The sequence below is a fragment of the Pedobacter sp. AC464 genome (assembly GCF_979253075.1).
On the sequence record NZ_CEEDBV010000002.1, the window covers coordinates 1,816,922 to 1,839,191 of the forward strand.

The 22,270-nt window shown below is 38.2% G+C and carries 17 protein-coding genes; 9 read left to right on the top strand and 8 right to left on the bottom strand.

The window, feature by feature from the left end; translation table 11 throughout:
* Positions 1 to 35: 35 nt before the first annotated feature.
* On the bottom strand, positions 36 to 2,306 hold the full coding sequence (locus tag AC0IWT_RS18905; RefSeq protein ID WP_471798353.1) for a helix-turn-helix domain-containing protein: 2,271 nt from the start codon (positions 2,304 to 2,306) through the stop codon (positions 36 to 38).
* 628 nt (positions 2,307 to 2,934) lie between these two features.
* Between AC0IWT_RS18905 and AC0IWT_RS18910 the strand changes: the two genes are divergently transcribed.
* On the top strand, positions 2,935 to 4,518 hold the full coding sequence (locus AC0IWT_RS18910) for a peptide chain release factor 3 (protein ID WP_056871994.1): 1,584 nt from the start codon (positions 2,935 to 2,937) through the stop codon (positions 4,516 to 4,518).
* Between the two features lie 142 nt (positions 4,519 to 4,660).
* Here AC0IWT_RS18910 and AC0IWT_RS18915 read toward each other — a convergent pair whose 3' ends face one another.
* Positions 4,661 to 5,110 carry a GyrI-like domain-containing protein gene (locus tag AC0IWT_RS18915; RefSeq protein ID WP_471798354.1) on the bottom strand — a complete coding sequence of 150 codons (450 nt, stop codon included), beginning with the start codon at positions 5,108 to 5,110 and terminating at the stop codon, positions 4,661 to 4,663.
* A 188-nt stretch (positions 5,111 to 5,298) separates the two neighbouring features.
* Here AC0IWT_RS18915 and rsgA point away from each other — a divergent pair, with 188 nt between their 5' ends.
* Entirely contained in the window at positions 5,299 to 6,219 is a 921-nt protein-coding gene (gene rsgA, locus AC0IWT_RS18920) for a ribosome small subunit-dependent GTPase A (RefSeq protein ID WP_471798355.1), read from the top strand.
* A gap of 38 nt (positions 6,220 to 6,257) precedes the next feature.
* Here the strand turns inward: rsgA and AC0IWT_RS18925 are convergent, their stop codons facing one another.
* The gene (locus AC0IWT_RS18925; protein ID WP_471798356.1) at positions 6,258 to 8,717 is read right to left on the bottom strand and encodes a hypothetical protein; all 2,460 of its coding nucleotides are present in this window, start codon (positions 8,715 to 8,717) and stop codon (positions 6,258 to 6,260) included.
* On the bottom strand, positions 8,683 to 9,708 hold the full coding sequence (locus AC0IWT_RS18930; RefSeq protein ID WP_471798357.1) for a hypothetical protein: 1,026 nt from the start codon (positions 9,706 to 9,708) through the stop codon (positions 8,683 to 8,685). Before AC0IWT_RS18930 ends, AC0IWT_RS18925 begins: the two co-directional genes overlap by 35 nt.
* 28 nt (positions 9,709 to 9,736) lie before the next feature.
* Between AC0IWT_RS18930 and dtd the strand changes: the two genes are divergently transcribed.
* Genes dtd through AC0IWT_RS18945 form a run of 3 tightly spaced genes read left to right on the top strand, consistent with a single transcriptional unit; the run spans position 9,737 to position 12,043 of the window.
* Positions 9,737 to 10,189, top strand: coding sequence for a D-aminoacyl-tRNA deacylase (gene dtd / locus AC0IWT_RS18935; RefSeq protein ID WP_471798358.1), 453 nt, complete (start codon positions 9,737 to 9,739; stop codon positions 10,187 to 10,189).
* Entirely contained in the window at positions 10,189 to 11,727 is a 1,539-nt protein-coding gene (locus AC0IWT_RS18940) for an ArnT family glycosyltransferase (protein ID WP_471798359.1), read from the top strand. The genes dtd and AC0IWT_RS18940 overlap by 1 nt, the downstream gene beginning before the upstream one ends.
* Positions 11,717 to 12,043 carry a nucleotide pyrophosphohydrolase gene (locus AC0IWT_RS18945; RefSeq protein ID WP_056871987.1) on the top strand — a complete coding sequence of 109 codons (327 nt, stop codon included), beginning with the start codon at positions 11,717 to 11,719 and terminating at the stop codon, positions 12,041 to 12,043. The genes AC0IWT_RS18940 and AC0IWT_RS18945 overlap by 11 nt, the downstream gene beginning before the upstream one ends.
* A gap of 16 nt (positions 12,044 to 12,059) precedes the next feature.
* On the opposite strand, the gene AC0IWT_RS18950 is transcribed toward AC0IWT_RS18945, so the two are convergent.
* Positions 12,060 to 12,362, bottom strand: a complete 303-nt coding sequence (locus tag AC0IWT_RS18950; protein WP_471798360.1) for a DUF4286 family protein — start codon at positions 12,360 to 12,362, stop codon at positions 12,060 to 12,062.
* 230 nt (positions 12,363 to 12,592) lie between these two features.
* On the opposite strand from AC0IWT_RS18950, the gene AC0IWT_RS18955 reads away from it, so the two are divergent.
* A complete protein-coding gene (locus AC0IWT_RS18955) occupies positions 12,593 to 12,853 on the top strand; it encodes a hypothetical protein (RefSeq protein ID WP_471798361.1) in 261 nt (86 codons plus the stop codon).
* On the opposite strand, the gene AC0IWT_RS18960 is transcribed toward AC0IWT_RS18955, so the two are convergent.
* Positions 12,850 to 14,673 (bottom strand): tetratricopeptide repeat protein, encoded by a 1,824-nt coding sequence (locus AC0IWT_RS18960; protein ID WP_471798362.1) that lies wholly within the window; start codon positions 14,671 to 14,673, stop codon positions 12,850 to 12,852. The two genes, AC0IWT_RS18955 and AC0IWT_RS18960, sit on opposite strands and share 4 nt — an antisense overlap.
* Positions 14,674 to 14,901: 228 nt before the next feature.
* Between AC0IWT_RS18960 and AC0IWT_RS18965 the strand changes: the two genes are divergently transcribed.
* The 3 genes from AC0IWT_RS18965 to AC0IWT_RS18975 all read left to right on the top strand — a co-directional run bounded on the left by AC0IWT_RS18965 (position 14,902) and on the right by AC0IWT_RS18975 (position 19,220).
* A complete protein-coding gene (locus tag AC0IWT_RS18965) occupies positions 14,902 to 16,788 on the top strand; it encodes a S9 family peptidase (RefSeq protein ID WP_056871983.1) in 1,887 nt (628 codons plus the stop codon).
* A gap of 3 nt (positions 16,789 to 16,791) precedes the next feature.
* Complete coding sequence (locus tag AC0IWT_RS18970) at positions 16,792 to 18,459, top strand: sensor histidine kinase (RefSeq protein ID WP_056871982.1); 1,668 nt, start codon at positions 16,792 to 16,794, stop codon at positions 18,457 to 18,459.
* Positions 18,460 to 18,530: 71 nt separating this feature from the next.
* The gene (locus AC0IWT_RS18975) at positions 18,531 to 19,220 is read left to right on the top strand and encodes a response regulator transcription factor (protein ID WP_056871981.1); all 690 of its coding nucleotides are present in this window, start codon (positions 18,531 to 18,533) and stop codon (positions 19,218 to 19,220) included.
* A gap of 149 nt (positions 19,221 to 19,369) precedes the next feature.
* Here the strand turns inward: AC0IWT_RS18975 and AC0IWT_RS18980 are convergent, their stop codons facing one another.
* Together AC0IWT_RS18980 and AC0IWT_RS18985 are read right to left on the bottom strand one after the other, a co-directional pair.
* Positions 19,370 to 20,611, bottom strand: coding sequence for a metallophosphoesterase (locus AC0IWT_RS18980; protein ID WP_471798363.1), 1,242 nt, complete (start codon positions 20,609 to 20,611; stop codon positions 19,370 to 19,372).
* An 81-nt stretch (positions 20,612 to 20,692) separates the two neighbouring features.
* Positions 20,693 to 22,180: a magnesium chelatase gene (locus AC0IWT_RS18985; protein ID WP_471798364.1), complete on the bottom strand. Its 1,488-nt coding sequence runs from the start codon at positions 22,178 to 22,180 to the stop codon at positions 20,693 to 20,695.
* Positions 22,181 to 22,270: the final 90 nt, after the last annotated feature.

The following is a 22,270-nucleotide window of genomic DNA, read 5'->3' on the forward strand; positions in this document are numbered from 1 at the left end:
TTCGTTGTTTCAGCGAGGTTCACGATTTTAACGCCCTATTCTTCAGACGGAAATAACGATGCCAGCACCAGTTTAATTTCGCCAAAGGAGTAATCTTTGCCAAGAAATTCACGAATGGTGGCCATCGATTTTGTTTTCTGGCTTTCAACAGCGTCACTAATGTTTTTAATTTTGTTCTGCTTAACTAACTTCGAAACATCAATTTGCTGTGTTGACACATAATAAGCTAAATGCCCTTCAATCGTTCCAACAGAAAAACCACGCTCTTTCGCAATTTCTTCTAAACTTTTGCCTTGTTCAAAAAGTTCAAAACTGATTAACTTCGTATCTACCTTTGGTTCCTTTTTCTTCTTTTCAACAGCCGACTTCACTTTCAAAACCTGACCTTTCAGCTGAATCGCTTTTTGCAACTGGTTGTTACGTTCAGCAATGTTTAGCAAGGCATCTGTATCCGCTTTGCTAAATTCTTTGCCATGGATAATGGCCAGCAATAACGCCTTACTTTTGTGCATTTTTTTCAGCTGTTCATAAACAAGGATTTCCAGTTCCAAGAGTTCGGTTAAGTAAGTTTTAATCCCCTTCTCTTCTTTTACCGATTCAATTTGCGCCAAAAATTTATCAGATACTTCTTTTACAAGCGGATTAAAATATTTTAGCGCTGCCTCTACTCTTTTCGAAACGTTAAACAAAGTGTGTTCAGTTTGTTGTGCAAAGAGATTTTTGAGCTGATTAATGAAAGTGTCGGCAGTAGCCGTAATTTTCTGAAATTCCTTATACAAATCCATCGTCCAGCTGTCATAACGTTGCTTGGTCGATTTTGCCTCACTTTTATCGAAGGTTTCTACATGCTCTTTCAGGTAATAACGAACAAGGTTAAAATCGAACGCTGCAAGTAAATAAGTTCTGATAAAATCGTAACTCTCAAAACTAATTTGCTGTTTAAGAATATCTGCAGGCTGTTTGGTGTTTGAGAAATAATGAATGTTTTGATCCTGCTGTAAGCCATTTTCTCGCAGGTGCGAAGTGAGCACCAAGCCTTTTAACGAGCGTAAACGCGAAAGCGCGACGTAGGCCTGGCCGGGCGCAAATGCATCCCCAATGTCAATTATTGCCTTATCAAAAGTTAAACCCTGACTTTTGTGAACCGTAATTGCCCAGGCTAATTTTAATGGATATTGAACAAACGAACCCGCAACATTTTCTGCAATTTCATTAGTGGCTTCGTTCAATTTATACTTTACATTTTCCCAGGTATATGGCGAAACGGCAATAATGGTTTGCTCTTCCGGCAGTTTAATTTCTACAATATCCTTTTCGATATGGTGCACAACGCCAATTTTGCCATTGTAATAGCGTTTATCGGCAGTCATGTCGTTTTTAATAAACATTACCTGTGCGCCAACTTTAAGCTCTAAACTTTTTTCATTCGGATAAGCATATTCGCTAAACTCGCCGGTTATTTTGGCATCAAAAAAATAAGATTTTGTTTTCAGTTGCGTCAGCCTTTCCCTGTTAATCGCATCAGCTTTATTGTTGTGCGTAGTTAGCGTGATGTAATTTTCATTGGCGGCAGGCTTAAAATCCTGCTTAAAATGTTGGCGAAGCAAAGCCGTATCTTCTGGTGTTATTTTGTTGTTTCGGAGGTTATTCAGCAGATCAATAAATACGGCATCATCCTGCCGGTAAATCTTATCCAGTTCAATATATACAGGTGGGTTATTTTGAAGTGCAAGCGCATCGAAAAAGTAAATGCTCTTGTAAAAACCAGCCATAACCCGCCACTCATCATTTTTAACTACAGGAGGTAATTGGTGCAAATCGCCAATAAAAAGCAGTTGTACGCCGCCAAAGGGCACATTTCTGTTTCTGCGAATGTACCGAAGTGAAAAATCAATTGCATCGAGCATATCCGCACGCAACATACTCACCTCGTCAATTACAAGAAGTTCGAGCTCCTGGATCATACGCCTTTTATTGCCCTGCATATTTAAATGCTTAACAATTGTTCTCGGCGTATTAAAATTAAAGGTGATGTTTTGATTAATTAAATTGCCTGCAGCATCAGGAAAGAACGCCCCAAAAGGCAGTTGAAATAGGGAATGTATGGTTACCCCCGCCGCATTAATTGCCGCAATGCCGGTTGGTGCGCAAATTAAGGCTTTTTTATGCGTAAGCTGGATTAATTTCCTTAAAAAGGTTGTCTTACCAGTACCTGCTTTCCCGGTTAAGAAAACATGTTTTGAAGTGTAATTAATAAATTTTGCAGCAATTTCTGCAGGCATAGAAATTTCTTCCAATTGTGGCATCGACTTAAAATTTTGGTTTGCTTTACTTTGGAGGGATTACTAAAGCTAACAACTTTAGCACAAAAATAGGCATGATTTATTCATAATCTGACTGGAAAATTGATTTTTCTTTTTTGGAAATTTACGTTCGGCTTTCTATTGTAAACTGCTTCCTGCCTTTCGCTGTAGCGCCGAAGAAAAATCGGCGGCTGCCGCTTCAGTCAGATTTAAAATGTTTGCTCCGGCGCTTTTAGGTGGGCAAACAGAACCACGAAGCGCTAAAGAGGTTTAATAAACCCGACAGTAATGGAAATACTTTTTTATGCAGCTCACGAAAAGGAATTTTTGACTTGTTATGCAACTTGAGGCGTGATTATGAGCAGAACAAAAGCTTAAAAAAGATTGAAATAAATGGCGGGGCGGTCGTTCCCAAGCAACACTAAATTTGCTTTTCTAAAAATATTTATCAGGCTTTTAAGATAGAATGGTTATTACAAACATGCGCTTGCAGATTAAACAATTAAGCAGTTTAAACAGTTAACCAAAATTCTTATCTTTGCAGGCTGATGAAACAAAATTATTCAAATCTTATCGCAGTTAAATTTCTTTAACCTAGGTTTCATCACCCTTTTTTACCCAAAATTTTATTATGCTTAACCCTGAGATAGAAAAACGTAAAACCTTTGCAATTATTAGTCACCCCGATGCGGGTAAAACCACATTAACGGAAAAGTTTCTTCTTTTTGGTGGTGCAATTAATACGGCTGGAGCGGTGAAACGTAACAAAGCGAACCAGAGCAATACTTCCGATTTTATGGAAATTGAGAAACAGCGTGGAATTTCGGTGGCAACCTCGGTAATGGGTTTCGAATACAGCGGCAAGCGAATTAATATTTTAGACACCCCCGGCCACAAGGATTTTGCTGAAGATACTTACCGGACTTTATCGGCCGTAGATAGTGTAATTTTGGTTGTAGATTGTGTGAAAGGTGTGGAGGAACAGACGGAGAAATTGATGTCGGTTTGCCGGATGCGGAATACGCCGGTAATTATTTTCATAAATAAAATGGACCGCGAGGGGAAAGAGGCTTACGATTTGTTAGATGAAATTGAGGAAAAACTTAACATCAGTTTATGCCCGCTTTCATGGCCTATTGGGCAGGGACACACCTTTAAAGGCGTTTATAGCATTTACAATAAACATTTAAATTTATTCAATTCTGATAAAACCAAGGTTACTGATTCGGTTGTGGCTGCAAATGATTTGAATGACCCTTCTCTGCTGAATTACCTTAAGGAAAATGAAATAAATAACCTTAAAGATGACGTTGAACTGGTAGATGGCATTTACGGTAAAATTGAGAAAGATTTATATACTGATGGTTTGGTAGCGCCTGTATTTTTTGGGAGCGCGATAAATAACTTTGGTATTAAGGAACTTTTGGATACGTTTATCGACATTGCGCCTAGTCCGCGGCACAGAGAAGCTGAAGAGCGTGACGTTTTGGTAGAAGAGAAAAACTTTAGTGGATTTGTATTTAAAATTCATGCCAATTTAGACCCTAAACACCGGGATAGGATTGCCTTTTTAAGGATATGTTCTGGCAAATTTGAACGAAATAAATTTTACTACCATACCCGTCAGGATAAGAAACTTAAATTTTCTAACCCGATGGATTTTATGGCAAATGAGAAAAGTATTGTTGAAGAGGCATGGCCGGGCGATGTAGTTGGCTTGTATGATAGTGGCAACTTTAAAATTGGCGACACGTTAACAGAGGGCGAAAAATTACAGTTTAAAGGCATTCCGAGTTTCTCTCCATCGATTTTTAAAGAAGTAGAAAATATGGATCCGATGCGTACCAAACAGTTGGAAAAAGGAATTGAGCAATTAACTGATGAAGGTGTGGCACAACTATTTGTGATGCAGCCCGGAAACCGGAAAGTAATTGGCGCAGTTGGCGAATTACAGTTTGAAGTGATTAATTTTAGACTGGAGCATGAATATGGTGCAAAATGTAGGTTCCGTACGCTAAGCTATACGCGTTCCAGCTGGGTAACTTCTACCGATAGAAAAAAATTAGATGAGTTTGTGAAGCGTAAGCAGCAGCATATCGGTTTCGATAAAGAGGCAAATCCTGTTTATTTATCGGATAGCGAGTACATGATTAATTTAACCAAGCAGGATTATCCTGATATCGATTTCCATAAAACAAGCGAGTTCAAAAGCTAATTGATAATCGAATAGAAAAATCTTAAAAGCAAAAACCTCATTTATTACAATGAGGTTTTTTGCGTTCCGGCGATTGCTTTTACTCAGCTACCTTTGTTAAGGTTTGGGACTAAAGCGGCTACAACTTTCAGGCAGCGTTTATCTATTTTCTAACACCTAGATAAATTTCTACTTCCGAATCTGCGCCTTGCTGAGATTTTTCGCTATAAACTTCAAAATCAGCATTATACGTTCGATATAGTGCGATGTTATCTTCCCAGATTTCTTTCCAAATATCTACAACTGCTTGTGGCATTTCCCCTTTTGCTTTATATTTTAAAAGCTTTTCATTTGTAATTTCCCTGCCCACCAAACCATCAGGTATAATGTTCAGGGTGCTTACCCGCTGGCCGATAATGGCGGTATATTTTCCGGTATAATCACTTTCGTAATCCGTATAAACAGCATAAATGTCGTCGCTCTCCTTGTTTGGGATTTTATTAAAAATTTCTTCGAGGTAGAACTGCTGCCAAAGTTTTCCCAAATCTGATGCAGCTTGATTGTTTTGATTGGTCGTTTCTGTTGAGATGCCGATAATTTTGAAGTTTTCCATGGGTAAATTTTGAACGAAGATAGTGTTTATTGAGAGGTTAAACAGACAGTTTTTTCGTTGAGCGCTTGTGTTTAAGTAAAGCGAAAAGGCTGGGATAAGGTTAATTCAAAACTTAGGGTTTTGGTTTCCGAATCATCTTTATTTTAGCGCCACATTTTTAACTCCTTTTTATACCTTTGTTACAAAATATGCAGGGCTTAGTTATTAAATCTACCGGAAGTTGGTATAGCGTTTTGGCCGATAATGGTAAGCGTTACGACTGCCGTATTGTGGGCAAATTCAGAATTAAAGGTATTAAGACGACCAATCCGATTGCCGTTGGCGACCGTGTAAAATTCGAGCTCGAGAAGGATAGCAACCAGGGTTTGATAAACGAACTGATGCAGCGGAAAAATTACATCATCCGCAAATCCATAAACCTGAGCAAACAGGCGCAAATTTTGGCCGCGAATCTAGATATGGCCATCTTGCTGGTTACGCTGGCATCTCCAAGAACATCTTTAGGTTTTATCGATAGATTTTTAGTTACCGCCGAGGCCTATGATGTTCCTGCCGTTCTGGTATTTAATAAACTCGATTTGTTTAGTAAAGAAGGTTTAGAAATACTACAGGAATTTAAGGATATTTACGAAAACATCGGTTATCCATGCTACGAAGTTTCGGCTTTGAAAGGCATCAACATTCCAATCGTTCAGGAATTAATTACCAACAAGATTACACTGATTTCCGGCCATTCCGGTGTTGGTAAATCTAGTCTAATTAATGCCTTATTGCCCGACAGGGATTTGCGTACCGGCGAGGTTTCTGATTGGAGCGATAAAGGGCAGCATACCACTACTTTTGCCGAAATGTTCGAACTGCCGCAAGGTGGTTTTATTGTAGATACGCCCGGAATCAGGGAGTTGGGTATCATCGATATCGAAAAAGAAGAACTTAGCCATTTCTTCCCTGAGATTTTCAAAACCTCTCACAATTGTCGTTTTAACAATTGCAGGCATGTTAATGAACCCGGATGTGCAGTTATCGAAGCCGTAAACGAAGGTGATATTGCTGTGTCACGCTACGAAAGTTACCTCAGCATTTATCATGGCAATGATACAAGGCATTAAATTAGCTTTACACCAAGTTCAAAAAAAGAACCGAAATTTTATCTTCTCGTAATAAAATCTTTTAGGTAGCTACATTCGCTAATTGCTGTGTTGTAAAATGGCGTTTTAGCATATTTAAGTTTCAACTCTTTGAAGTATGGATTGTGATAGTTTGCAGTTAAAAAGTTTTGATATTTTACGTCTTTTGTATCATAATAACTGAAAGAAACAGTATTGTAATTCATGATAATCTGTTTCTGCGCACACTTTGCAAGCATGAAAGTACACTTGGCTTTAAAATCAGCATTTGTGCTTAAAGCCCTCGCCTTTAAATACCACAATTTGGCGGTCTGCGCTTTTTTGTAATCTACATCATAACCAAATTTAGGTGCGCTGCTGTTATCATAAGATGACCAGTCGTAGCTTATCAAAAACCAGCTGTTTCCGTAATAACCTGTTTGATAAACTGCATTTGCCATTTTATAATAGTATAATGCCGCATTCTTTTTATCGCTGAGCGTTAACTTTTGCAACCTTAACATTTCTGCTGCAAAAGTTTTTTTTGTTATTGATGTTTTGGCAGAAACATACCTTTTTGGAAAATCATTAATGGTTTCGATAAACGGATTGGCGTAAAGCTTGGTCTCGCCTTCGCTGGCATACCAGTTTTCGGGATTAAAATAGTTGTATCTTGGCGATACCTTGCCGAACATCTGCACGGCTTTAGCGTACTGATGTGTGCGCAGGTAAGCTGTGCCGTAAAGCTCATAAAAGTCATCATTATTTAACTGGTTTAAGGCTTTAGAAAGTAAGCCAACAAGGTTATCTTTTGGCTTGGCACTTTTGAAATCTGCCAGATGTTGCATATTCAGCGGACTGAGATATTTTTGCCAAAAGGAGGTGGTTTGGTAGCTTATGTTTTTAAATAATGAATTTTCATTTAAGTATTTATATTTCAAATCACCTTTTACCATTGCAAGTGCAGCTTTGGCTGTATCGCCCATTTTCATGTATGCGGGCGCTAAAATCTGTTGGTAAAAATTCCTTGTCGTTATGGTAAAACGGCTGTTTCCACTTTCTGACCGATTATAGTTGTAGTTTTCAGTTCTTGTTTGTTGCTTATTTTCCTCAAAGCGTTTTTCGTCGAGCCATTTAAGTGCTGGCAGCAAATCATTTTCATTAAATGAGTTTCCTTTTTGGATATTTTTCGATTTAATCAACAAGTCTACAATTCGGTATTGGTTAAGTAGCTTTTCCGGCAGTTTCTCGGGATTTAAGCTCTTAAGGTAATTCAAAGCAAGTAAATCCTTATTTTCCATCCACGAAAGGTAAGCGGCTGTTAAAGTTCCTAATGCTGGCTGCGGATATTTCTTTTCTGACGCAAGCTTTACTGCAAAATCTTTTATCTGACTTAGGTTTTTAAGATTAAGGTTTTGAACGCTGTCGCGATACTTCTTACTACTCCCATTATCTAGAAAATAATAGTTGTAACCAATTTTCGCGATATCATTATCTTTAATTAAAGCTTGTTCAAGTTTGTTTATTTCTCGCACCAGAAGTGCTCCGTTTAGTTGGCTTTTTGGGTTGTATTGATATACCTTTTGTAAACTTGCCAAATCGAATTCGGAGTTTCCGAAGCCATTAATTGCCCAAATGTTGGTTTTCTCCTCATCGTTTTTAGCATATTTTAAGGCGCCATTTATCGGCGAATCGGTGTAGTAATAATTTTTGTAAGCCTGTATTCTGCGCTCTGGATTTGATGCAAACACTTTAGAAAAGATATACGCAGCCTGGTCCGGGCTTCCGAGTTTCCGGATAGAACCAGCATACAAAGCCTGGCTCCAGCCCTTAACTGCGCTGTTACTTTTGATGGGATTGATGTACTTCTCGTAAACGATTTTGCAATCTTTATAATTCCCCGAATAATGAAACATCCGGGCAGATTGGTAGGCGTAACGCAGTTTCAGGAAGTCATCCCGCTCTGCTGTTGTCAATTTTAAGGCTTCCTGTGCTTTGGCTTCCATTGCGGTAGAATCTCTTGGTTCCGGGTCCCATTCATTCCATCGTGCATTGGCTAATGGCTCGCAGCTTTTAGCAAAAGTGTAATAGTTTAACGCCTGTTTTTTTCTCGTCAACGCTGTAATAAAAGTATTGTTCTTTAAGCTGCCTGGCAATTCGTCCAACGAGTTTCCATCGTAGCCCGCAAGTTTTACACTTGCTGCGCTGTCTAAATGATACATCACTTTGTGTACATCGGCTGCTTTTACATCCAGGTAAGTTGCCCATTCTTTACTGTTAATTTCTGCTTCGTCCACAACCGCTTCTTCGCTGTAGAGGTAAGCCATTTCGGTAAACGCGAATGGTACATACTCATCGCCCTCCGTATTGTTATGGAAATATGAAACATAATAATCATAGGGATCTACTTCACCGCCACAGGCCAGGTTAACCGCTATTTCCAAAAAGTAGGCAACGAGAAAGGCGCTAAAAATTATCGATAACTTTCTGAAGTTCGTCATGTTTAAATGTATTTAAAAGGTCGTTGTCGAGGTGGTAAAACACCAGATTACGTTCTTCTGGCTTTAAATGTCGTGATAAAAACCGAGATGCTGTAAGCAAGTCATCCGGAGTAACTTCTTCCAACCTTATAACGTCTCCCGTTCTTAACCCGGCTTGTGGATAATCAATCATCAAATCAAAAAGTGTCGATTTTCCCCGTCTCTTAAAAAGTTTTTTATCGTTTATCTGGGCTTTTGATATCCGTTTTGAAATGCCCGCATATTTCTCTTTCCTAAACACAACTGCCCAATTAAATAATGGCAACGCAACATCGATTTTAAGAGGATAGGTTTCCAGCTTGTCGCTGAGGTAAGTCTCCATTTCCTTCATGTCCAAAATTGAATTCTGTTCTCCATATTTTCTAAGATTGCCCATGTTGTAGCACATGAGCATCACTTTTGTAACCGGAGGAATTCCGCTTGATGCCAGGTTTTTTACCTGATGTAGTCGCAAGGTTACCGAAATCTGTTTTCGCTTAAGTAAAGGCGTTAATTTGAGTTGATTCAGGAATATGAAGTACTTATCTCTGGTGGTTTTTGTCCAGTCGCAATCTATCTGCAGTTCGCTAAAGGTTTTCTTGCCTGCCTGATTTACTTTCGAATTAACAAATTTAGAAATGCGGGATGCGAGCAGTTTGCTATCGCCTTCTGATAAATTATTGAAAATGTTATTAACCAGGTAAACAACCGGAACAATGGTGGTTTGTTTTGGTAGAGAGTCCTCAAAACTTACAGGCGAAACAGGCACGGGTTCTTGCGTATCCGGATTGATATCTACATCCATAATGCGGACATAAAGCGATTTGGATTTAAAATCGTTTAGGTATTTTGTTTCTGCTTTCTGGTTCGTATAAACCGTTCGCCAGAAATAAAATGTTGGATGCACTGCAAATTTAGGTTTGCAGGCGGCAAACAAAAGTGCAGTAATTAGTAAAATACCTATCTTGCGCATATATTTTGATTCCCAAAAGTAGTATAAAATGCGTGCAGTTTTACAAAGAGTTACTGAAGCCAGTTGTGTAGTCGAAGGAAAAATAACTGGTCAGATAGAAAGCGGGTTTTTGGTTTTGCTTGGCATTGAAGATGCAGACAGCAATGAAGATGTTGACTGGCTTGCTCAGAAGCTTGTAAATATGCGTGTTTTCGCTGATGAGAATGACCTGATGAATAAGGCTTTGGCAGATATTGGAGGCAGCATCCTTTTAATCAGTCAGTTCACCTTATTTGCATCAACAAAAAAAGGAAACCGGCCTGGCTTTACCAAAGCTGCCAAACCCGATGTTGCTATTCCGCTTTACGAGCAAATGATTGAAAAGCTTTCTGCGTTGCTTGGGAAGAAGGTGGAAACCGGAATTTTTGGGGCAGACATGAAGATTTCTTTGGTAAATGATGGCCCGACGACGATTTTTATCGACACAAAAAATAAAGAATAATGAAGAACAGGTATCCCCATTTCATCGAGTCCGGTTTGCTTGCATTTTTTTTCCTGCTTAAAATTGTTTTAAGTTACGTTTTAGTCAACAACGTGTATGAACTTCACCGCGATGAGTTTTTACATTTAGATCAGGCCAATCATCTTGCCGCAGGTTTTACTTCGGTTCCGCCGCTAATGTCGCTCTTTTCATTAATAATTCAGTTTTTAGGAAATGGCGTGTTTTGGGTAAAGTTTTTTCCTGCCTTTTTTGGTGCGCTAACGATGGTTTTTGCCTGGCAAATTGTAGGCAAACTGAAGGGTAACCTTTTTGCGAAATGCCTGGTTGCCATTGCTTTTATTTGCTCGGTTTACATCAGGCTTAACATTCTTTATCAACCAAATTCGTTCGATGTTCTTGCATGGACAGCTATGTTTTATTACCTGATTGGTTATTTTGAAACCAACAAACCTGGCATGCTTTACAAATTTGCAATATGGACAGCCTTAGGCTTTTTAAATAAATACAATGTGCTTTTTTTGGTGCTTGGCATTTTACCCGCAATTCTAATCACCCCAAGAAGAAGCATTTTTATCAATAAGCATTTATATTTCGCGATAGGACTGGCCTTGTCAATTATTTCTCCAAATGTAATCTGGCAAATACAACACAACTTCCCGGTTGTAAGCCATATGAAAGAACTTGCCGAAACACAATTAGTAAATATAAAACGGATTGATTTTTTTAAGGAGCAGTTGCTTTCTTTTATCAGTGATATTTTTCTGCTATTGGCGGCTTTTGTTGGTTTCGCTATCTATAAGCCTTTTAGAAAATACAGCTGGGTAATATTTAGTTACATTTTCACCTTATTAATTTTTAGCTATTTTAATGCGAAAAGTTACTATGCATTGGGGCTCTACCCGGTATTGTTAGCCTTTGGAAGTGTATACATAACTGAAGTGATGGGTAAACGGTACATTCTACAAACAGTTCTGGTGCTCTTTATTGTTGGCTCATTTGCGTACATCATTCCGATTATGATGCCTGTTTATACCCCCGAGAAGATAATCGCAAACCATAAGCGATTTGAACGCGTTGGCGCTTTGCGTTGGGAAGATGGAAAAAATCATGATTTACCACAGGATTTTGCAGATATGCAGGGTTGGAAAGCTTTGGCTGCAATTGTCGACGTTGCTTATTCGAAAGTAAAAGATAAAGCTGCCGTGGTGGTCCGTACGGATAATTATGGGCAGGCAGGCGCAATTAATTACTACTCGAAATACAGAAACATCAATGCAGTTTCTTACAATGCAGATTACCTCTATTGGTTTAAACTGGACAGACCCGTTAAAGACTTAATCCTTATCAGAGAAGCGGGAGAGGAAGATCCGGAAAGGAAGAAAGAACGGCCATTTTTTGAAAAAATTTCGAAAATTGGAGAACTAAAAAGTCCTTTTGCAAGAGAAAAAGGTGCAACGGTTTTTTTACTGGAAGGCGCCAAAATAGACATCAACAGGAGATTAAAGTTAGAAATAGAAGAAGAGAAAAATGACCATTAACGAAGCACAGGAAACTGTAGATAACTGGATTAAAACAACCGGCGTAAGGTATTTTAATGAACTTACTAATACGGCTATTTTAATGGAAGAGGTTGGCGAGGTTGCCCGTATCATGGCCAGAAAATATGGCGAACAATCTTTCAAAAAAAGCGATGAAGATGTTAATTTGGCTGATGAAATGGCCGATGTGCTTTTCGTTTTAATCTGCCTGGCTAATCAGACTGGCATTAACCTAACCGATGCCCTTAAAGAAAATCTTCAAAAAAAAGCCATTCGGGATGCTGACAGGCATAAAAATAATGATAAGCTGAAATAATGCTACGCTGAGTAAACTAACCTACAAACTCCATCAAAGTTCTATAGGCCACAAAACGATTTTTGAATTTCTCATTTAAATCGTGTTGTAAAGCCGGTGCGTAATCTTGCTGGTATTGGTTATAATTTTCAAGATTTTCTGCAACGTACTGTGCGCAATAAGTAACGCCTTCATTCGGCGAATCCAAAACTTTAAGCAACCTGTGCGATACAAACATGCCCGTAGCCATCACTTCAGGTATATGAATTTCTGTCATCCATTGCAACCATTCTTCAGCAGCTGCATCATCTAAAATTAAAGTAACATTGTATAATAACATAAGGCAAAGATAGTAATTATGGTATTGTGTTGCAGAAATTGATAAGATTACTGAATTAAATTTAGTCTGAAATCACAACCTGAAATTGTTAAATTGTATTAATTTTTCGGATAGTCATAAATTTTTCGAACTTAGTGGATTGAGAGCAAATTAATCCCTTCATCCCCAAAATGAAAAATTTTCGCCCGTATAGATTTTTTAAAGCCTTTATAATAATTGGTTTTTTAACCATGGTATGTTTTTTTGCTTTTGCATCAGAAGACAGACATGTTTTTGCCAGTAATTTATTTTTAAGAACGCTTGCAGATCTATATTCTGTTTTCCAGTTTCCAACACATACATTTTTCGGCAGGTTTTTAGGTGCACACCTTTGGTTATACTTTTTAACCTTAGTATTTAATGCTGCAATGTTTGCGTTCATTATCGAATTTGGGCTTTCCACAGAGGCAACATACCGCGAAAATAAACACAAAAAGGAAAACGCAGGCTAAACGCCATCACCGCGTAAGTTTCTAAATCTCTTCCTGGCTTCTGCACTAAACATGCTACCCGGATAGTCTGTTATTAGCTTCTGAAAATAAATCTTTGCCTGTGGCAGATCATTTAACTTCTTTTCGTAGAGGTCTGCCAGGGTAAATAATGCATCGTCCGTCCAGATTCCATCTTTAAACTCTTCTGTAATTTTTTTTAGGACAGCCGTTGCTTTTTGAAAGTCGTCAGATTTAATAAAAATTTTTGCTTTGCTCATTAGAATGGCATCACTTAACGAGTTTTGCGGGTAAGCAATCGAAATGCTGTCGAGTTTTTGAACGGATTGCGCTGGTAAGTTGCGAAAGAGCAACATCTCTGCATCTGCGTACATTTTCAGTGCACTGCTATCAGTTGGGTTTTGCGTATTGTCAGAAATCAACAAACTTAAATTCAGGGCATCATTTGCGATGAGCTGCGAAGTTGCCGCCTTCAAAATAAGGCATTGTCCGTTGCTGTATTCAAAATTTCCCTGATAGAAAGATAGTTTTGCGCTTTTAAAACGGGCTTCATTACCAATGGGCTGCCCTTCGAACTGTTTGCTTACCTGTTCGTAAACTAAAAATGCTTCCCAGGGTTGCTTTGTCAGGATGTAAATATCGCCTAAATCGAGCTTAATCTGGCCGACATCAGACGAACTTACCCCGGGCATTTTTATGGCTTCCTCGAGCGCAAGTTCTGCTTTTTTAGGAGCGTTAAGGTAATATGCCTGCAGAGTGGCCCACTTTTTTATCGCAAACAGTGTATTTTTGTTTTTGCCATTTTCATCCATCAAAACCTGATAATCTTTAGCAAGCAAATCCAAATCTGCTGTATTGTATTTGCCTTTGGTTTGAATGCTGTATTTTGTGTTAAGCATTTCAATTTTGGCTGGTAAATAGTATTGATTGTCTTTCCCTTTGCTTAATAAATATTCGTAGGCTTTTATAGCAGTTTCGTATGCACCGTTATCTACAAAAGTATAAATTACATTAAAAAGTGTGGCTCCATCGGCTTTTGTGCGCTTATCAAATGCAATGAGCTGCCGTAATGCCATATCATATTCCTGTTGCTGTATGTAATTCCAGGTAAGTAGCTGAATGTAAATTTCTGCATCCGGATCCTTTTGGATTTTTTTTAAAATACCGGTTTGAAACGCCTGGTAATCGCTCTTATCCTCAAAAACCATTGCCAACACAGCTTCCGCCTGCGGCAACAGTTGAGGTGTTGAAGGCAGAATATCCAGATACTCCTGCATCAACATTGGCTTATCTTTTTTAAAACGATAAATGTTTAAAAGTTCAAAAGCAAAGGCTTTATCGTCGCCTAGTATTTTTCGTCCTTGTTTAAATGTCTGCACTGCGAAATCATAATTTTCAAAGCGATAAAAATTATTGGCAAGCATTCTTATTTTAAATTCATCCTTCGGAAGTTTAGCGATAACATCGTTAAAAATTTTATTTGCTGTTTGGGCGTCGCCTTTTTCCTGGTAAAGTTTTCCTAACGCGATTTCGTAGATTTCTGCCTGTGGCGACTGTTTAATTTGTTTTTTAACAATTTTTTCGGCAACATCGTACCGTTTTAACTTTAATAATGTATTGAAATAAATGTCGAAATAGCCCTCATTATCCGGGTTGGCGAAAAGTTTTTCGAAAATAACCGCTGCTTTTTCGTAATCCCCATCCTGGTAAAACTGAATGGCTAAATCACTTTCATCGGGTGCGAGTTGCCTGTTCTGCCGAAAGTTTTGTGCCCCGGCCTGAGCCCAGATAAAAAAGAAAACAATTACAATGAAGCGGGTCATAAAACTAAATTATAAGATTTAAATGTAACATTTTAATACATCTTTCTTAGAAGTGTAAACAGATATAAAACGTATTTTAAATGTTACCTGTATTTTATTTTCTGTGTTTATTATTAATACTAAATTGGAACCGGAGCGTTGCTTAAAACTGTTAGTAACATTGTTACTGTATTTGCCCGTTAAGCCGTTAGGTTATTATATTTTTGTCTTCCAGTTAGGAAAATATTTATGTTGAAAAGAATTATTCTATTGATTTTAGTTGCTTTTATTTGGGCCTGTAAGGGCGATAAACAAGAGCAAACTATACCTGTAGATAACTTTTTTCGTACGCAGGATAAAGCCTATTATCATGTTTCTCCGGATGGAAAATCCCTTTCCTATTTAAAGCTTCAGGATAAAAAACTCGATCTTTTTATAGAAGATATTGCAACCGGAACAGTAAAACAACTTACCCATTTAAACGAAAAAAGTATCAGTTTTTACTTTTGGACGAGCAACAACGAGCTTATTTATTATACCGAAGATGAGTCGAAAGAACGTAAGTCGGACCTTTTTGTGGTGAGTAAGGATGGGAAAAGCCAGAAACAGCTCAGTGCAAATGAGAAGAACCGGCTTAGGGTTATAGAGGATCAGTTAATTGATGATAAATATATAATTGTTGCTTCTAATAAGCGAGATTCTACCGTTTTCGATGTGTATCGTTTAAATGTGAGAACTGGTAAGATGGATATTGCAGCCAAGAACCCGGGAAACATAACTGAATGGGTTACGGATAATAAAGGTATACTTAAAATTGCGGTTGCGAGTGATGGCGTTAATGAGACGCTGCTGTACCGCGAAAATGAAAGTCTGCCTTTTAAGCCTGTTACCACCAACAACTTCCAAACTACCTTACAGCCTGTTGCCTTTGCAGAGAATGAGGCAGATGTTCTATTCGCCATTTCAAACGTAAACAGGGATAAAAATGCACTGGTTGCCCTCGATTTAAAAACCGGGAAGGAAAAGCAGGTGTTGTTTGGCAACGACACTTTAAATGTTGTTGATGCAAAGTATTCCAAAACCAAGCAGAAAATGATTTTTGTGACTTGTGAAACCTGGAAAAAGGAAAAATTTTATCTTGATGACAGTACAAAAGTTAGGTATTCGAAAATTGATAAGCTTTTGCCAAATACCGAATGGCGTATAATGGATAAGGATAAAGGTGATAACGTTTTTGTTGTGAGAACTTATACCGATAAAAATCCTGGGTCTTATTTCCTTTACGTTGCCGACCAGAATAAACTGAAGAAGCTCGCTGATATTAATCCTTCAATTGATGAAAAGGATATGAGTGAGATGAAGCCAATAAGCTATAAAAGTAGCGACGGCCTTACCATTAACGGTTATTTGACTTTGCCAAATGGTAAAAAGCCGGTTAATTTGCCTGTAGTTGTTTTACCTCATAACGGACCCGGTGGTAGAAATTCATGGGGCTACAATGCCGATGTTCAGTTTTTTGCAAATCGTGGTTATGCGGTTTTGCAGGTTAATTATCGCGGTTCTACCGGATATGGCAAATCTTTTTACGCTGCTGGCTTTAAAGAATGGAGCGATAAAATTCAGGCCGATGTAAATGATGGCGTAAAGTGGTTAATTGCACAAAAAATAGCCAATCCGAAGAAGGTAGCCATATACGGTAACGGTTTAGGTGGTTTTATCGCCTTAAACTGCTTGTATAAAAATCCTGATATTTATAGCTGCGGCGGCTCAAATTCTGGTGTGATAAGTTTATTTAGTTATTTAACCACCATACCTCCGTTCTTGAAATCTAACTTGCAGATGTATTACGAAATTTTCGGCAACCCGGAAACAGATACTGATTATACTCGTTTCGCATCGCCGGTTTTTCATGCAGATAGATTTAAAGCACCGGTTTTTATTGCTCAAAATCCTAAAGATCCGCGTGTTAACGTTGCTCAGGGTGTTCAGTTTGTAAAAGAACTTAAAAAGAGAAATGTTCCTGTAACTTACATCGAAAAAGAGGAGGGACCCAACCCGGTTTTACGCCAACAAGGCAGAACCGCGTTGTATAAAGCGTTGGAAGGTTTTTTACAGGAAAACCTGAATAAGAAGTAAGCTATGGCTCTGGAGAAGAAGAGTGGTTATCGTAAGAATTTTTCTTTGAGTGTTACGTTCATAGCGCTCATTTCTATACTTTTTATTCTCTCACTTTTTCTCGCTTTCAACTACAGCAAAAAGTCGATCGAAAATGAGTTCGTTTCCGAAAAGGTTAACGTTTTGGAAGAAAGCATTAAACCTTACAACGAGTTCTTTCAAAATAAAATGCCTGAGGTTTCTTATTATAATGGCTTTCTAGATTCGGCTACGGCATCTAAATTTGTAGATACAATTGCGCTTAAGTTCCCTTTCATATCTAAAGTTAAATTTTACGATTCTGAAGTTCGAAATACACCTGTAAAGGATGGCATGAATGCCGGACATTTTTCAATAGGCCCGAAATCAATATTTCAGTTTGGAAAAACCGTTAAACCAGATTCAGTTAAGCTGTTTTCAGAATCTGATACGCGTTCTTTTAAAGTTGATGACGATTTTAACGGCATGGCGCTTAAGCTTGTTCGTTTTATAGATAAGTTAGATACTGCTTCAGTACCTAGTCAGGAAGAATTATTTACTAACTTTTCGGTTGTACTTTCAAACAAAATTACCTATTTAAATATTCCAAGGCGGGAAGATTTGAAGGTTTACAAAGAAATGCTGCAAAGTAAGTTAAACCCTGCGCCAGTTTATCAGCAGGATATGCTTGTTTTTCAGCTCGACCCGCATAAAATCAAAATCATCAATACCCGTCCGCTGCTTTATCAGAATATTAGAGTAGAGCCCTTAACGTACGATCCTATTGATACATCAGATGAAAACATTACAACGGAAATTGCTTTGCCCGGAGCGTTTTCCGATTTTAAATTATATTTTACTTCGTCAAAATCTTATATCAAAAAAGAGATTTTTATCTACTTTATGCCAATTGCCTTAGTGCTTTTATTGGTTTATGGTGTACTGTTACTGGTTGCATTTTTAATTTATAGAAATTTAAACATCAATAGTAAAATGTTTAAACTCCAATACGATTTTGTAAATAACTTAACACACGAATTTAAAACGCCGGTTAGCGTAATTAAGATTGCAGGCAATAACATAAAGAGCGCTACCGCACTCAGCCAGAAGGAACAGCAGCTTTATGGCAAAATTTTAGATGAAGAAGCCGATAAATTAAATGGTTTAATGAATAAGCTGCTGGCTTTTACGCAGATTGAAAATAAGGCAATAAAGCTGAATCAGGAAGAGGTAAATATTAAAGATTTTATTGAAAGTACCATAGAATCGCATACGCTGAAGCACCCGGATTTTGCAATTACATACGAGGTTTCGGGCTTTAAAACTTTTATAACCGACCCGGTTTTGTTGGGGAGTTTATTTGATAACCTGGCAGAAAACGCTTATAAATATTCAAATCCAGGTAATAAGAAGTTAAACATTAGTGCTAAGCTGATAAAGGGCGTTCTGGTGTTTAGGTTTACAGATAAAGGAATTGGTATCCCATCTTCAGAATTAAATAATATATTTAAGAAGTTTTTCAGAATTCAGAACGAATATAATCAAATGGGTAGCGTTGGACTTGGTTTGGCTTTTTGCAAAGAACTGGTTAACTTTATGCAGGGCGAAATTACTGTAAAAAGCAAGGTAGGCGTTGGCACAGAGTTTAAAATCGTTCTTCCGTATAATAGCTAAAATGAAATGAAACAGTGAAAAATTTAATTTTTTGCCGACCTTAAATTTTTCATCCTAATAATAACACATAAATGTCTAAAGAAGTAAAAATTTTAATTGTAGAGGATGATGAAAATCTCCGCTTTTTAGTAGCTCACAGATTAAAAACCGAAGGCTACAATGTGCTCGAAGCGAATGATGGCGAAGCAGGTGAAAGAATGATTGTTGCAGACCAGCCCGACATCGTTTTATTAGATTGGATGATGCCTGGAAAACAAGGCGCTGAGGTTTGCGAAAGTGTTCGTAAACAAGGCTTTGAAAACCTAATCATTATGATGACCGCCAAGGCGCAAGATGTAGACAAAATCGACGCTTACAATTTCGGCGCATCAGATTACATTACGAAGCCTTTCAATATGGATGTTTTGGTCGCAATGCTGGAGAGTAAAGTTAAATTTATCGTAAATAAGGATACTGCCGAAATTCATCGTTTTGGAAATATGGAGCATCACCCAAATATCCATACCTTATTTAGAGATGGGAAGAAAATTGAGCTTACGATTTTAGAAAACCGCATTCTGCTTTATTTCTTGCGCAATCCGGGTAAAGTGATTAACCGCGACGAATTAATGCTGGTGGTTTGGGGTTACAATTCTGATGTGAACACGCGTACGTTAGACATGCACATTGTTCGGTTGCGTAAAAAGATTGAGTTAAATCCTGATAACCCGCAACTGCTGCAAACCGTTCGTGGTGTAGGTTACCGCTTTAATGCAGGATAAAACTTAATATCCTGCTGCGTAATGATTGCGTTCTAGAATTAGATTTTTTGGAATGATAGAAGGGTTGAGTGATAGATTGCTTGGTCGATTGATTATGCAAACAATTCTATCATTCATTCAATCAAAAATCGCTCTTTCAGAATTAACCTCTAAGCCCGTTTTAATGTAAAAATCGTTATCTCGGGCAAAATACCAACTCTTCCAGGATAGCCCAGGAAACCGTAGCCAACGTTAACATACAACTGTTGTTTCTGTTCCTTATAAAGGCCGGCCCATTCTTTATAGATGTACTGCACGGGGCTCCATTGATATTCTTTTAGCCGAACGCCAAATTGCATGCCGTGCGTGTGCCCGCTAAACATGGCATCAATTTGTGGGTATTTCTGCAAAATCTCGCCACGCCAATGCGATGGATCGTGACTTAATAACAGTTTAACGGGTAAATCATCCGTATTCTGAACTGCAAGCTCCATTTTTCCATATTTTGGAAAGCGGCCCATTCCCCAGTTTTCTATGCCTAGAATTCCAATTTCCTCTCCGTCAACTTTAAGTCGCCGATTTTCATTCATCAGCAAATCGTAGCCCATAACTTTATGTACATCAACCATATCCTTAAGGTTTTTTACTTTAGCTGGTGATGACTCCTTACCGAAATAATAATCGCCGTAGTCATGATTTCCCAGCGAAGAGAAAACGCCCAACGGTGCTTTTACTTTTGAAAAAATATCCTGATATGCGCTTACCTCTCTGGTAAGGTTATTCACTAAATCGCCCGTGAAAAAGATAAAGTCTGGTTTCTCGCCTGATAACATTTCCACGCCTCCTTTTACAGCCGTTTTATTGTAAAAGCTGCCAGAATGGATGTCTGATATTTGCCCTAATCTAATGCCGTCAAATGCTTTAGGAAGATTTGGAAGAATCAGATTGACCCTTCTCACCTGGTAATCGTATGCGCCAGAAATAATACCCCAACTTAATGAAGTTAGCGGAACTGCCGCTGCAACCAAGCCTGCTTTTACCAAAAACTCAGATCGCGAAATTGCTTCAGTTTCAGCAACCGGTTGGTTTGTATTAACCTGTTTTTTTCTGAAGAGTTTGATGGAAAGTCTTCGCAAATCATCCAAAATTAAAAAAGGCAACATGGCCAATTTGCAGGCCACTGTTAAAAAGAATGCCACCAGAATTATGGCCCTTAGCGTAAGAAAAAGATTGAGATAAATACCCGCGAACACACCAATGATAAGTAAAATGCTATAACTCCAGTATAAAATGCCGAAGATTTTTTTAGTTTTTGGTTTCCATTTGAAAACCGAAACAATGGCTTTGAAAAAATAAATATCAAATGCGGTAATGAGTATACAGGCAGCAATAATAAAGGGTAGTCTTCCCATAAAACGGGTAATTCAATTTAAATTAAAAAATAAGGCAGGTTAAAATAACCTGCCTAAATTAAAGAAAAATAATATTTAAACTTACCGGAAATCATCTTCATCTTCCTCTTCATCAAATTCGGCATTAAACAAACTGCCAAACATATCAGAGAATCCGAAGCCGCCATTTAAAAAGTTTTTGCTTAACTGAGAATATTCCGCAAGGCCATGAAGCACAAATTCCATTAAAAGCAACGTTTGATTTTCGCTAAGCTTAGGGTGAAATTTCTTAACGGTATCGTATAAGCTTGGCACCAACATCAACGCTTTTTTGTATTGAGCATTGGTTAACGTATCGGTAACATCAACATTGTTTCCCTCTGTAAACCATTCTGTAATTTCGGTATACGGATTTGCCGTTTTCGTTTTCTTCGCTTTTTCAGGATCCGGGAAATAACGGGCAAACAAGGTTTTTACAGCTTTTCCAATTAATGTTGTTGCAACGTGAGCAGGTCCTTCTAATTCACCTTCGTAAACCAATTCTATTTTACCGGTAATGGCAGGAATAATTCCCGCTAAGTCAGACAAACGAACAAAAGTGTTCTTCTCGCCGGCAATGAGCATTCTCCTCTCGGCAGTGCTGATTAAATTTTCGTAAGCAGAAATGGTTAACCTTGCAGAAACACCAGATTTCTGATCGATATATTCGCTTTTCCGGGCTTCAAACGCAATTTGTTCTACCAGGTCTTTCACCAAACCATCAGCCTCAATGTTCGATTTTTGTTCTTCGGTAAGTTTGGCTTCCTGAAAGGTAATTTTGCGTGATACCTCAATACTTTTTGGATAATGGGTTAAAATCTGACTTTCAATTCTATCCTTTAATGGGGTAACAATACTTCCGCGATTGGTATAATCTTCAGGGTTCGCGGTAAACACAAACTGTATATCCAAAGGCAAACGCAATTTAAAACCGCGAATTTGTATGTCTTTTTCCTGCAGCATATTAAACAAAGCCACCTGAATACGTGCCTGTAAATCGGGTAATTCGTTTATTACGAAAATGCTGCGGTGCGCCCTTGGTATTAATCCAAAGTGAATCACACGTTCATCGTTGTAAGTTAATTTCAAGGTAGCAGCCTTTATAGGGTCAACGTCGCCAATTAAATCGGCAACGGTAACATCCGGCGTAGCCAGCTTTTCGGTATAACGTTCGCTACGATGTAACCAAGCAATTTCAGTTTCGTCGCCTTTTGTGGCAATTTCATTTCTGGCGAACCAGGAAATTGGGTTTAAAGGATCATCAAAAATCTCGCTTCCTGCAACGTAAGGCACATACTCATCTAACAAGTTAACCATTAGGCGGGCAATGCGGGTTTTTGCCTGTCCGCGTAAACCTAAAAGCAAAATATTATGACGAGACAAAATGGCCGTCTGCAATTCAGGAATAACGGTTTCGTCATAACCAATAATGCCTTCGAATTCTGTTTTCCTATCTCTGAGAACTTTAATCAGGTTTTCTCTTAATTCTTCCTTAACCGACCTCGATTTATATCCTGTGGTTTTTAATGCGCCTAATGTTTTTTCTTGCATCTTTTTTAAAAAGGGTTTAAGGTATGAGTTTCCAGGTTTAAGTTTCGGCCATCGCTTAACTTATACTTAAATCTCTCCTTGTTAATGTCT